This window comes from Nissabacter archeti, from assembly GCF_018257325.1.
GTDB classification, from domain to species: Bacteria; Pseudomonadota; Gammaproteobacteria; order Enterobacterales; family Enterobacteriaceae; genus Chimaeribacter; species Chimaeribacter arupi.
Window position 1 is genome coordinate 215,756 of the sequence record NZ_JAERKB010000010.1, and the last position, 12,907, is coordinate 228,662.

Here is a 12,907-nt window from a genome sequence, read left to right on the forward strand (position 1 = left end):
GCGGTGTCCGCTTACAGGATGACGCCCAGCGACTGGCGCAGGTGCGCGCCGGCACCCAACAGGCCCGGTTGCTCGTGGGTGATCATGTAAACCGGGATGTCCACCAGGTAATCTTTGAAACGCCCTTTGTCTTCAAACGCGGCACGGAAGCCGGACGCCTTAAAGAACTCCAGGAAACGCGGCACGATGCCGCCGGCGATATACACGCCGCCAAAGGTGCCGAGGTTCAGCGCCAGGTTGCCGCCAAAGCGGCCCATGATCACGCAGAACAGCGACAGGGCGCGGCGGCAGTCGATGCAGCTGTCTTCCAGGGCGCGCTCGGTGACGTCTTTCGGTTGCAGGTTTTCCGGCAGGCGCTCGTCCGCTTTCACAATCGCCCGGTAGAGGTTTACCAGCCCCGGCCCGGAGAGCACCCGCTCAGCAGAGACGTGGCCCAGCTCGGTGCGCAGCTGCTCAAGGATAATGTCTTCTTCCACGCTGTTCGGCGCGAAATCCACATGGCCGCCTTCGCCCGGCAGGCTCAGCCAGCGGTTGCCGGCATGAACCAGGTGCGCCACGCCCAGGCCGGTGCCGGCGCCGTAGATGGCGATCGGTTTACCGGGCTGTGCTTTTTTACCGCCGAATTGCAGGACATCCTGCTCGCCGAGCATCGGGATGGCCATTGATACTGCGGTAAAATCATTGATGATTTCGAGGTGGCTGAACCCCAGGTTCTGTTTCATCTCAGCAATGGAGAATGCCCAGGTGTGGTTGGTCATCGCGACCCAGTCACCGGTAATCGGACAGGCGATGGCGATGCAGCCATCCACGACCACCGCTTCCGGATGCTCTGCCAGATAATGGCGGACCACGGCCTCCAGGCTCTCGAACTCCAGGCCGGAGAAGGTCTTGGCCTGTGAGATCTCACCCGTTTCCAGTGCGCATAGCGCCAGACGGGCATTGGTGCCTCCCACATCGCCCACCAGGGAATATTTGTTCATTGAGGATGCTTCTCCACGAAAAGGAATGTTATTAGCTGCGCACACTGTAAATTTACCCCTGCAAAACAACAATGCCGGGCGGTTAAGCCCTGGCTTTTTAGTGATCTTGATCACAAAAATAAGTTTCTACTTTCGTTTGGTGGTGAAAGTGTCATCACTCTGTTGGCACGCTGCCCGCCCTTTTTGCAGGTTGTGGCACGCGCACAGGGGCTGCTCCAGCCCATTGACCGCCTATCCTATACTGCTTCGGTGACAATGGATCAGGCTTGTGGCGATTGCAGCGATAATTAGGAATTTGCGACATCCTTTCCGGTGCAGAACCCGGATGCCGCCTGCCCCCGGTTGTCAGGCCAGCGCAAAACGGGCAGCGGCGGCGGCGTGCAGGGCCGTGGTGTCAAAAACCGGCACCTGGGCGTCTTGTGCGCCCACCAGCAGCGCAATTTCGGTACACCCAAGGATGATGCCGCCCGCCCCGCGGCTTTCCAGCCGGTGCATGATGCGGCGGTAAGCGTCGCGCGACTCGTCACGGAGTATGCCGAGGCAGAGTTCGTCATAGATGATGTGGTGCACGGTGTCGCGGTCAGCCTCGTCCGGCACGATGACCTCCAGGCCAGCCTGCTGCGTAAGCCGCCCGGTGTAGAAATCCTGTTCCATGGTAAAACGGGTGCCGAGCAGCGCCACGCGGCGGATGCCCTGCTGTTGTACCGCCTGCGCGGTGGCATCCGCAATATGCAGCAGCGGCAGACCGCCGATGCGCTCAATATCGTCCGCCACCTTATGCATGGTGTTGGTACAGAGCACGACAACCTCCGCCCCGGCGCGGCGCAGGGCGGCGGCGGCCTCCCCCAGCAACTGCCCCGCCTCCTGCCAGGCACCCTGCCTCTGTAACTGCTCAATGCGGTCGAAATCCACGCTGTAGAGCACCAGTTGCGCGGAGTGCAGGCCGCCAAGTTGCTGCTTCACCTGCTCATTGATCATGCGGTAATACGGTACGGTGGATTCCCAGCTCATGCCGCCAATCAGCCCCAGTGTTTTCATTGCCGCTCTCCAGAATGCCCCACTTCGCAGGGCGGGAAGGAAAAGAGGCCCTACCGGCCTCCCGTTTGCAGCCGGACGCCCCTTTCCATTAAACAGGGGATCATGCGCGGCGTGTCCTGTGCAAATAGCCTGCCCTGACCTTAACGCAGTTTTTATCACGCAGCGAGAGGCAGGCACCGGTGTGGCGCATCCGCTTAAAAGTATGTTGTAACTATCAACGGCTGGGGTGAAGGGTTCATCGTCTGGCCCGGCGGGGAAAGCGATCCCCACCGGGCCGGGCAGCCCCTACTCTGCGGCCGGCGTTTTCCCGGCATTACGCTGCTCCAGTGCCTGCGTCACGGCTTGCAGCAGTTCCGGTACATCCATTTTCGGCAGGATGACCTCGATCAGCGCCAACTGCTCCGCAATCGCCACCTGGGCCAGGGCGTCATGCAGTTGCGCGGTATCTGCTGCTTGCAGCGCCACCACCTGCCCGTCGCGGCTGCCCAATGCCCGCGGCAGGTGCGTCCAGTCCCATTGCGCGATATCGTTGTAGCGCTGCCGGGCGCCGTGGATGGCCCGCTCCACCGTATACCCCTGATTATTGAGGATAATAATTACCGGGTTCAGGCCATCCCGGATCATCGATCCCAGCTCTTGCGCGGTCAGCTGGGCCGATCCGTCACCGATCAGTAACACCACCCGACGATCGGGCCGGGCGATCTGTGCGCCAAACGCGGCCGGCAGGGTATAGCCAATCGAGCCCCACAGCGGCTGAACCAGCATCCGGCACCCTTCAGGCAGTGTGAGGGCCGCCGCGCCAAAACAGGCGGTGCCCTGCTCGGCCACCAGAATATCGCCCGGCCGCAGGAAAGCCTGCATCGCCTGCCAGAATGCCGGCTGGTCAAGCCTGCCGGACTCCGCAGGCGGCAGTGCGGGCCGCGTCACCGGGTTGCCCTGCCAACGCGGCAGGTGCCGGGCCACAACCTGTTGCAAGGCGGTGAGCGCCTCAGCCATCGGCAGCTGATTAAACACCTGCGCACCCACCCGTGCCTGGAACGGTTGCAGATCGATGGTTTTTTCCGGCGGCAACTGCTGGCTGAAGCCGGCGGTAATGGTGTCGGTGAATTTTACCCCCACTGTGATCATCACGTCCGCCCCTTCCAGCGTATGGCGTACCTGTTCATCACTGGCGGCCCCGGCGTAGGTGCCGGTAAAGGCCGGGTTTTGCTCATTCAGCACACTTTTGCCCAGCAACAGCGTGCTGTGCGGCAACCCGCATTCCGCCAGCCAGCGGTTTAACGCGTCACCCACGCCAAAACGGTCGGCCAGGAAATCGGCCAGCACCGCCGCCCCGCCCGCCCGGCTCAGCAGCGCATCGGCTGCAGCAGTAAACGCCGCCAGCGCCTCCGGCGAACACTCCTCTTTACGCCGTACCAGCGGCAGCGGCAATGCCGGCAGTGGGGCGGCGGCCACGTCGCTCGGCAGCAGCAGGTAGCCGGGGCGGCGTGTATGCAGCACGGTGGTGATCACCCGGTCGATCTCAGACTGCGCGTTGTCCACTGTCAGGCGCGCCTGTGCCACAGTGACCTCCTGCGCCATGCGGGCAAAATGGCCGAAATCGCCGTCGCCCAGCGAGTGATGCAACCATTCCCCACGCTGTTGCGACGCGAGCGGCGGCGCACCGACCACATGCACCACCGGGACATACTCCGCATAACTGCCGGCGGTGCCGTTAATCGCGCTCAGCTCACCGACGCCAAAGGTGGTCAGCAGCGCCCCTGCGCCCCGGCAGCGTGCGTAACCGTCTGCCGCGTAAGCCGCATTCAGCTCATTGGCACAGCCGACCCAGGTGATCCCTGGGTTATCAATCACATGATCGAGAAATTGCAGATTGTAGTCGCCCGGCACGCCAAACAGGTGCTCAATCCCCACTTCCGCCAGCCGTGCCAAGAGATAATCACCCACCGTAACCTTTTCGCTCATTGCTCCCCCTGCCGTTTCAGGTTTATCCAGCATTAAGTATTGCTGAGCGGGGGAAACGGGCGAATCTTATCCGGCATGTCGCCTGGCAAGCGGGCGTTACAGCGTTGCACCGTCAGCGTGCCGCAGCCGGGCCGGATAAGCTGGATTCATCGGCCACGGCGATCATTGCGTTAACGCGCGTATGCTCAATAAGTTGTGATCCTGCCGACGGCATCCGGTGGTGTAACCGTCTACACTACAGTGCAACTTTTCTTTCACTGATAAGGGAATACTATGGTGTACCACGCCAGCCCGGCACGTTATGAAAGTATGGAGTATCGCCGTTGCGGCCGCAGTGGCCTGAAGCTGCCCGCCATCTCCCTCGGCCTGTGGCACAATTTTGGTGATACCACGCTGGTTGAGAACAGCCGCCAGCTGTTGCGCCGGGCGTTTGATCTCGGCATCACGCATTTTGATCTGGCCAATAACTACGGCCCGCCGCCCGGCTCCGCTGAGCTGAATTTCGGCCGCATTCTGAAAGAAGATTTCCTGCCCTACCGGGATGAGCTGATCATCTCCTCCAAAGCCGGGTACACCATGTGGGACGGCCCTTACGGTGACTGGGGGTCGAAAAAGTATCTGGTTGCCAGCCTTAACCAGAGCCTGCGCCGCATGGGGCTGGAGTACGTCGACATTTTCTACCATCATCGCCCCGATCCTGACACGCCGCTGGAGGAGACGATGGCCGCGCTGGATCTGCTGGTGCGCCAGGGCAAGGCGCTCTATATCGGCCTGTCAAACTACCCGGCGGAACGCGCGCGCCAGGCGTTTGAGATCCTGACTCAACTCGGTACGCCCTGCCTGATCCACCAGCCGAAATATTCGATGTATGAACGCGGGATCGAGGCGCAATTGCTGGATACGCTGGCTGAGCACGGTGTCGGCTCTATTGCGTTTTCACCATTGGCCGGCGGCCAGCTCACTGACCGTTACCTGCACGGTATCCCGGAGGACTCGCGCGCTGCCAGCGGCAGCCGGTTCCTCAAGCCGGAGCAACTCACTGACGAGAAACTGGCGCGGGTGCGGGCGCTGAATGCGCTGGCGCAACGGCGCGGGCAGAAGCTTTCACAGATGGCGCTGGCCTGGGTGTTGCGCGGCGATCGCGTGACGTCAGTGCTGATCGGTGCCAGTAAAACCAGCCAGATTGATGATGCCGTCGGCATGCTGCAAAACCGGACATTCAGCCCACAGGAGCTGGATGAGATTGACCATATCCTGATGTAACCGCTTACCCTGCCCGCCGCCTTTCCGGGGCGGCGGGCCTGTTCTCCCGCTGCGTTCCCCATGTTACTTTTCCTCCACAATTGCTCCATTTTGATGCCATTTGTCAGTAAACTGTTAAGACGGGTAAATGATTCAAAATCGCCTGTTATCCGATAGTGATTAGCGGTGATTGGTCGTATATCTATGTCACCCACTGAGGTGGTCTGGAGGATAATAAGAATGGTTAAACTAAAAACACTTTTGCTGAGCGCACTTTTCATTACCTTGTTACCCGCTGTATTACCTGCCAAGGCAGATAATCTGAGCGTGCGGATGCCCGGCTTCTCGCTGTCTATCGGTGACCGCGACCGCCACGGTAACTACTGGGACGGCGGCCGCTGGCGTGACCGCGGCTGGTGGGAACGCCACCACCGCCCTTACCGTCACCACGGCCCACGTTTTTATGGCCCGCCGCATGGCCATGCCTATGGGCATGACCGCCGCCGGGGGTACGAGCGCGGTTTTGAGCGTGGCTATGAACGGGGCTATGAGCGCGGCGGACGCGACCGCCATCATGACCGCGGCCGTCACTGGCACTAGTTAACAGAATAAAAACACACAGCAATAAAAAAGGCAGGCCATTTGGCCTGCCTCTCTTTTTCATCAGCACACGGCATGATTTACGCTACATCATCATGCTGAGCAGCAGGTAGCCGTTCAGGCCAATCACCACCAGCACAATGATCCGCCCCAGGTTTTGCATCAGCGGGGTGTTGGTCATCTCGCCCATCAGCTCCCGGTTGCCGGTAAAGGAGAGCAGCGGCAGCAGCGCCAGCGCGATGCCGAAACTCAGCAGCACCTGGCTCATCACCAGAATTTTGGTCGCATCCATCCCCATCATGATCACAATAAAGGACGGCAGCATGGTGACCACGCGACGCACCCACAGCGGAATATAGAAGCGGACGAAGCCCTGCATCACCACCTGCCCTGCCAGCGTGCCGACCACCGTGGAGGAGAGGCCGGCGGCCACCAGGCTCAGGCCGAAGATGGTCGCGGCCGCATGGCCGAGCAGCGGCTCCAGCGTCAGGTAGGCCTGATCCAGCTCACTGATGCCGCTGTGGCCGCTGAAGTGGAACGCGGCGGCGGCGGTGGCCATCATCGCCAGGTTCACAAAACCGGCAATGGTCATGGCGATGGCCACATCCAGTTTGGTTGACGAGTAACGATCGGCTTTGGAGCTGGAACCGGAACGCTGCGTCAGTGAAGAGTGCAGGTAAATCACGTGCGGCATAATGGTCGCCCCCAGCACCCCGGCCGCCAGGTACACCGCATCGGCCCCCGGCAAAGAGGGCAACGCCATGCCTTTCACCAGCTCGCCCATTTTGGGTTGCGAGAAGAAGAGTTCCACAATGTATGCCGCTGCCACAAACAGCAGCAATCCGCCAATCACCCACTCCAGCGGTTTCTGGCCGCGGCGCTGGACAGCCAGGATAATAAAGGTGGCGATGCCGGTAAGCACGGCCCCCTGCAACAGCGACACGCCAAGCAGCAGTTTAAAGCCGATCGCCGCCCCGATAAATTCCGCCAGGTCGGTCGCCATCGCGATAATTTCCGCCTGCACCCAATAGGCCCAGACTGCCGGGCGCGGGAAACGATCGCGGATATGTTCCGCCAGGTTTTTGCCGGTTGCGATGCCAAGTTTGGCAGAGAGCAGCTGAATCAGCATGGCCATCAGGTTGGCCCACACCACGACCCAGAGTAATTTATAGCCGAACGAGGCCCCTGCCTGGATGTTGGTGGCAAAGTTACCCGGATCGATATAGCCAATGGCGGCGATAAATGCCGGCCCCATTAAGGAGAGTTTAATTTTTCTGGACGTGCGGCTGCTTGCATCAGCGCGACTGTTCAGCATAGCGTGTAACCCTTAATCATTGTGTGCTTACCTGTTATCTTCAGGTAAATGAGAATCGTTATCAAGCGCATCCCTGTTACTTTTACGTATTTCTATGATAGGCCGCAGTGATACAGAAAGGCTCAGCGGGCTGTCAACCGCCACAGAGTCCCCTGTTTTTTGAGGGTTTTACCGATGTAAAATCAGTCAATCCGGCAAAATTCAGCGCGTATTACCGCAATTAATAAAACTAGCATAGATATTCACCTGACACATGGATTTCTTAACATCTTGATTTTTCTTAGCGAAATACGCAATTTGATTGATTTCACGGAGATGAATTTTTATATTTGCAAGGGATGTCTCGTTTTTAATGTCGCCGTTACATAAAATGTCCCCCGAAATATTGCCTGCCTCAAATTTGGAGCACACATGTCCCGAATACTGCACTTTGTGTTAGCGTTGGCTGTGGTCGCCGTCCTGGCCATGCTGGCCAGCCGCGATCGCAAGAACATCCGCTTACGTTTTATCGCACAGTTACTGGTTCTTGAAGTCCTGCTTGCCTATTTCTTCCTGAATTCCGAAATTGGTTTAGGGTTTATTCAGGGTTTCGCTAACTTCTTTGATAAGTTGCTTGGTTTTGCCGCTCAGGGCACCGATTTTGTCTTTGGTGGTATGGGGGACAAAGGCCTGGCCTTCTTCTTCCTGAAAGTGCTTTGCCCGATCGTCTTTATTTCTGCTCTGATTGGTATTCTGCAACACATCCGCGTGTTGCCGATCGTTATCCGCTGGATCGGTACCGTGCTGTCTAAAGTCAACGGCATGGGGAAACTGGAATCCTTCAACGCCGTCAGCTCGCTGATCCTGGGCCAGTCCGAAAACTTTATTGCCTACAAAGATATTCTCGGCAAGATGTCTGAAAAACGCATGTACACCATGGCCGCCACTGCGATGTCCACGGTGTCGATGTCGATTGTCGGCGCGTACATGACGATGCTGGAACCCAAGTATGTGGTCGCCGCGCTGGTGCTGAACATGTTCAGTACCTTTATCGTGTTGTCGCTGATTAACCCCTATAAAGTGGAAGGCGAGCAGGATCTGCAACTCGGTGAGCTGCACAAAGGGCAGAGCTTCTTTGAGATGCTGGGCGAATACATCCTGGCCGGCTTTAAAGTGGCGATTATCGTGGCCGCCATGCTGATCGGCTTTATCGCGCTGATCTCCGCCATCAACGCCCTGTTCAGCACCCTGTTTGGCCATAGCTTCCAGGAATTGCTGGGCTATGTCTTCTACCCGTTTGCCTGGGTGATGGGCGTGCCTTCCCATGAAGCGTTGCAGGTCGGCAGTATTATGGCCACCAAAATGGTGTCCAATGAGTTCGTGGCCATGATGGATCTGCAAAAGATTGCCGATACCCTCTCCCCGCGCTCAGAAGGCATCCTGTCGGTGTTCCTGGTCTCCTTCGCCAACTTTTCCTCTATCGGGATTGTGGCCGGTGCAATCAAAGGCCTGAACGAGCATCAGGGGAATGTGGTGTCCCGCTTCGGCCTGAAGCTGCTGTACGGCTCCACGCTGGTGAGTGTGCTGTCCGCCTCTATTGCTGGTCTGGTGCTCGGCTAAGGCATGACCCCAGGTTAAAAAGGCGCTGCGGCGCCTTTTTTTATGCCTGCTCCCCGGCGCATGACGCATAACGTTGTACGGCAAACAGAACGGGAAAAGAGAGTGGAAAACGCAATGGGTGGGTAGACGGCATGATTAACGAAGGCGCGCCACGGGTGACAATGCAGCGATGCTAAGGACGACGCAGGGAGCGAAAACAACGCGGGATGAGGAACGCCAGAAAGCAAAAAACCGGCCTGAGCCGGTTTCTTAAATTTGGTGGAGCTAGACGGGATCGAACCGTCGACCTCTTGCATGCCATGCAAGCGCTCTCCCAGCTGAGCTATAGCCCCACAGATGTGGTCACACATTTTTCAGGACGGTGTGGCGTCCTTAACCAACCTTTCTGGGAAGAAAGTTGGTGGAGCTAGACGGGATCGAACCGTCGACCTCTTGCATGCCATGCAAGCGCTCTCCCAGCTGAGCTATAGCCCCGTATCAACACAACATGTCGTGTGGACGGGGCGCATAATATGAAACCCACCAGATCCTGTCAACGGCTAAATATCATAATTAATTCAAGCGTTGAAAAAGCAGCCAACCGGGCGCAACCAGAGTGATTTCTTCTTCTGGAAACCGCCCTGTTGCCGCGTTTCTGCGCCGGGCAAGCGCATTGCTGTGCTCAGCATTCCCCTTTGTCCCCCTGTTATTCCGCATGTAAAAGGCAACCGCACATATTGCAACATATTAAGATCATGAAGTTAGAGGCAGTTTAAAAAAATGTTAGCACGCATAGGAAACGCGCTTGTTTTGAGATAATTCTCATACTAGACTGCCCGCGCCTTTATCATAACTTTTACATCCGGGTTACACATGTCATTGCACACACCAAAAGAAATTGCCGCAATTGCTGTTCAGGCAGGCGTGGTGAAAAGCCGTGCCTCAATCATGAATCTGCTGATTCTGGGCTTTATGGCCGGGGCCTTTATTGCTACCGGTTTCCTGCTTGATCTGCACGTTATCGGTACGCTGCCGCCGCAGTGGGGCTCCTTCGGCGGCCTGCTGGGCGCGGCTGTTTTCCCGGTCGGGCTGATTCTGACTGTGCTGGCCGGTGGTGAACTGCTGACCGGTAACATGATGACACTGCCGATCGCCTGGTTCTCACGCCAGATTAACGGGCTGGCTATTCTGCGTAACTGGTTCTGGGTGACCATTGCCAACCTGCTGGGCAGCCTGGCTGTCGCGTTCTTCTTCGGCCATATGCTGGGGATGACAGAAGGTGCGTTCCTGGCAAAAACCGTGTCTATTGCCCAGGCTAAAGTCAACGCTGACTTCCTGCACGCCTTTATCTCCGGTATCGGCTGTAACTGGCTGGTCTGCCTGGCCGTGTGGCTCTCCTTTGCCAGCAAAGAGATGGGCGGGAAAGTGATTGGCATGTGGTTCCCGGTGATGGCATTTGTGGCCATCGGCTTCCAGCACGTGGTGGCGAATATGTTCATCATTCCGGCGGCGATTTTTGCCGGTGCACTGAGCTGGGCGGATTACTTCCCAAACTTCGTGGCGGTATTCCTGGGCAACGCCGTGGGCGGCGCAGGGTTTGTCGGCCTGATCTACTTCCTGGCTTATCGTCCTGGCAACGAAGTGAAACAGCTGCAAAGCTGATCTTCCGCCCTGCTTACCCCCTTCTTTTACTGCCCGCTTTTGCGGGCAGTTTTCTTGTGATCCAGATCGCGCCTTTTTTTAATGCCCTCAATCCCGTTAGTGAATCATGTAAAATGATCTACTTACGACAACCGTTAATTTCACCTCATCAGGGAAGCATGATGAACGACGAGTGGATCACTCCAAAAGAGCTGGCACAGAAGACCGGCTATACCGAGCAAAGCATTAATCAACGGGCGGCGAAAGAGAACTGGGAAAAGCGCCTGCGCCCCGGTGTGCAAGGCGGCCGGGCCCATGAATTCTCCCTGGCCAGCGCAGCGCCTTTCCTCGCCAAGAGTCGCTCAGTGCATGAAGATCCTGCCCCTTACCTCGCTTCCTCCAGCCAGCCGCGGGACATCTGGTTTGCGACGTTTGCCCGTCTTAACCGTCGTGAAAAACATCTGATTACTCAATTTATTCTGCGTGAAGGCATCTCTGGAATGATGGAAAAACTGGGCCTGAACGATGATCCGGACAGCAAGCCGCCGAAATAACCGCCTGTCGCAGCGGTTCAGCGCTATCACGCCGATAAAAAAAGGCCGGTAAGTCTCCTTACCGGCCTTGCTGTTTCTGGCGCTGCCTTATTGCTGTGCTTCACGCTCTGCAATGTAGGCCAGGGCCTGGTCGATGCGTGCCAGCGTGCGGCGCTGACCAATGGCATGCACCGTGACATCCATGCCCGGCGACTGGCCGGCACCGGTCACGGCCACACGCAGCGGCATCCCGACTTTGCCCATCCCGACGCCCAGCTCATCTGCCGTGCCCTGAATCGCGTCATGCACGGTGGCCGGCGTCCATTCAGTCAGGGCAGCCAGTTTCGCTTTAACGGCTTCCAGCGGCTGGCGGGCAACCGGGCGCAGGTGTTTTTTCGCAGCGTCTGCATCGAACTCGCTGAAATCTTCGTAGAAGTAACGGCAGGCTTCTGCCATCTCTTTCAGCGTCTTGCAGCGCTCGCCCAACAGGGTCACGATTTCAAACAGCTGCGGGCCGTTACGGGTATCCAGGCCCAGCTGCTCTACATGCCACAGCAGGTGGGTGGCCACATACTCCGGCGGCATGGTGTTGATGTAGTGATGGTTCAGCCACTGCAATTTTTCAGTGTTGAACGCACTGGCGGATTTATTGATCGCTTCCAGGGTAAACAGCGATTTCATCTCTTCAATAGAGAAGATCTCCTGATCACCGTGGGACCAGCCCAGGCGCACCAGGTAGTTCAGCAGGGCTTCCGGCAGGTAACCGTCATCACGGTACTGCATCACCCCTACCGCGCCGTGGCGTTTGGAGAGCTTTTTGCCGTCATCACCCAGGATCATCGACACGTGGGCGTATTCCGGCACCGGCGCGCCCAGCGCTTTCAAAATGTTGATCTGGCGCGGGGTGTTGTTGATGTGGTCTTCACCGCGGATAACGTGGGTGATTTCCATGTCCCAGTCATCTACGACAACGCAGAAGTTGTACGTCGGCGAGCCGTCGGTGCGGCGGATGATCAGGTCATCCAGCTCAAGGTTGCTGAACTCAATCGGGCCACGGATCTTGTCATCAAAGATAACCGATCCATCCTGCGGGTTACAAAAACGCACCACGCACGGTTCATCCGCGGCATGGTGTTCATGGCTGTGGCGGCAACGGCCGTCGTAACGCGGCTTTTCGCCGTTGGCCATCTGGGTTTCACGCAGTGCCTCAAGGCGCTCTTTCGAGCAGTAACATTTATAGGCGGTGCCCTGCTCCAGCATCTGGTCAATCACCGCGTTATAGCGGTCAAAGCGTTTGGTCTGGAAATACGGGCCTTCGTCCCAGTCCAGATTCAGCCAGTTCATACCGTCCATGATTGCGTCGATGGCCTCCTGGGTAGAGCGCTCCAGATCGGTATCTTCAATACGCAGCACAAACTCGCCGCCCAGGTGGCGGGTAAACAGCCAGGAGTAAAGGGCAGTACGGGCGCCGCCAACGTGCAGGTAGCCGGTCGGGCTGGGGGCAAAACGGGTTTTGATTTTCATGGGGAACACAGCCTTATTACGCAATGCAGCCGACGCGGGCCACAGCTTGCTCGGAAAGAACCAAAAAGTGGGCAACATTCTACCACTCCATGTCGATTCCTCAACGCTGAACGCCCCCGCCTTTTGCTCATTCATCAAAGATATGCACAAAATTGCCGCAGCGCTGCTGATAAATGTTGCATCCTGATTACTTTTGCGGCGAACGATTATTTTCTCCGGAAAAAGCGTTGACTCACTTTGAACTATCCCTATAATGCGACTCCATCACGACGGGGGCGATTAGCTCAGTTGGTAGAGCATCTCCTTTACACGGAGGGGGTCGGCGGTTCGAGCCCGTCATCGCCCACCATCTTACAGGTGGCCTTGTTGTGATAAAGCGTTTGATAAGCAGTAAAAAGTAAACAGCAGTGACAGATGGGCGATTAGCTCAGTTGGTAGAGCATCTCCTTTACACGGAGGGGGTCGGCGGTTCGAGCCCGTCATCGCCCACC

General features: G+C 57.6%; 10 protein-coding genes and 4 tRNA genes. 7 read left to right on the forward strand and 7 right to left on the reverse strand.

Annotated elements, in window-relative coordinates; translation table 11 throughout:
* Nucleotides 1-11 precede the first annotated feature (11 nt).
* The 3 genes from glk to JK232_RS15740 all read right to left on the reverse strand — a co-directional run bounded on the left by glk (nucleotide 12) and on the right by JK232_RS15740 (nucleotide 3,983).
* A complete protein-coding gene (glk, locus tag JK232_RS15730; protein WP_072933160.1) occupies nucleotides 12-980 on the reverse strand; it encodes a glucokinase in 969 nt (322 codons plus the stop codon).
* Between the two features lie 345 nt (nucleotides 981-1,325).
* Nucleotides 1,326-2,018 carry an aspartate/glutamate racemase family protein gene (locus JK232_RS15735; protein ID WP_212589387.1) on the reverse strand — a complete coding sequence of 231 codons (693 nt, stop codon included), beginning with the start codon at nucleotides 2,016-2,018 and terminating at the stop codon, nucleotides 1,326-1,328.
* A 285-nt stretch (nucleotides 2,019-2,303) separates the two neighbouring features.
* Nucleotides 2,304-3,983, reverse strand: a complete 1,680-nt coding sequence (locus tag JK232_RS15740; protein ID WP_212589388.1) for an alpha-keto acid decarboxylase family protein — start codon at nucleotides 3,981-3,983, stop codon at nucleotides 2,304-2,306.
* A 273-nt stretch (nucleotides 3,984-4,256) separates the two neighbouring features.
* Here JK232_RS15740 and mgrA point away from each other — a divergent pair, with 273 nt between their 5' ends.
* The gene (mgrA, locus tag JK232_RS15745) at nucleotides 4,257-5,246 is read left to right on the forward strand and encodes an L-glyceraldehyde 3-phosphate reductase (RefSeq protein WP_072933153.1); all 990 of its coding nucleotides are present in this window, start codon (nucleotides 4,257-4,259) and stop codon (nucleotides 5,244-5,246) included.
* A 219-nt stretch (nucleotides 5,247-5,465) separates the two neighbouring features.
* Entirely contained in the window at nucleotides 5,466-5,825 is a 360-nt protein-coding gene (locus JK232_RS15750; protein WP_072933150.1) for a DUF2502 domain-containing protein, read from the forward strand.
* An 85-nt stretch (nucleotides 5,826-5,910) separates the two neighbouring features.
* Here the strand turns inward: JK232_RS15750 and JK232_RS15755 are convergent, their stop codons facing one another.
* Nucleotides 5,911-7,140: an Nramp family divalent metal transporter gene (locus tag JK232_RS15755; protein ID WP_072933148.1), complete on the reverse strand. Its 1,230-nt coding sequence runs from the start codon at nucleotides 7,138-7,140 to the stop codon at nucleotides 5,911-5,913.
* 411 nt (nucleotides 7,141-7,551) lie between these two features.
* Here JK232_RS15755 and JK232_RS15760 point away from each other — a divergent pair, with 411 nt between their 5' ends.
* Entirely contained in the window at nucleotides 7,552-8,739 is a 1,188-nt protein-coding gene (locus JK232_RS15760; RefSeq protein WP_072933146.1) for a NupC/NupG family nucleoside CNT transporter, read from the forward strand.
* Between the two features lie 256 nt (nucleotides 8,740-8,995).
* Here JK232_RS15760 and JK232_RS15765 read toward each other — a convergent pair.
* Together JK232_RS15765 and JK232_RS15770 are read right to left on the reverse strand one after the other, a co-directional pair.
* Nucleotides 8,996-9,071: transfer RNA gene (locus tag JK232_RS15765), tRNA-Ala, on the reverse strand.
* Between the two features lie 66 nt (nucleotides 9,072-9,137).
* Nucleotides 9,138-9,213, reverse strand: a tRNA-Ala gene (locus JK232_RS15770).
* 378 nt (nucleotides 9,214-9,591) lie between these two features.
* Here JK232_RS15770 and JK232_RS15775 point away from each other — a divergent pair.
* Together JK232_RS15775 and JK232_RS15780 are read left to right on the forward strand one after the other, a co-directional pair.
* Entirely contained in the window at nucleotides 9,592-10,380 is a 789-nt protein-coding gene (locus JK232_RS15775) for a formate/nitrite transporter family protein (RefSeq protein ID WP_101828538.1), read from the forward strand.
* Between the two features lie 158 nt (nucleotides 10,381-10,538).
* On the forward strand, nucleotides 10,539-10,913 hold the full coding sequence (locus tag JK232_RS15780; protein WP_165698451.1) for a YfeC-like transcriptional regulator: 375 nt from the start codon (nucleotides 10,539-10,541) through the stop codon (nucleotides 10,911-10,913).
* A gap of 87 nt (nucleotides 10,914-11,000) precedes the next feature.
* Here the strand turns inward: JK232_RS15780 and gltX are convergent, their stop codons facing one another.
* On the reverse strand, nucleotides 11,001-12,416 hold the full coding sequence (gltX, locus tag JK232_RS15785; protein ID WP_072933138.1) for a glutamate--tRNA ligase: 1,416 nt from the start codon (nucleotides 12,414-12,416) through the stop codon (nucleotides 11,001-11,003).
* Nucleotides 12,417-12,689: 273 nt separating this feature from the next.
* Between gltX and JK232_RS15790 the strand changes: the two genes are divergently transcribed.
* Together JK232_RS15790 and JK232_RS15795 are read left to right on the forward strand one after the other, a co-directional pair.
* Nucleotides 12,690-12,765 (forward strand) — tRNA-Val (locus JK232_RS15790).
* Between the two features lie 67 nt (nucleotides 12,766-12,832).
* Nucleotides 12,833-12,905 (forward strand) — tRNA-Val (locus JK232_RS15795).
* Nucleotides 12,906-12,907: the final 2 nt, after the last annotated feature.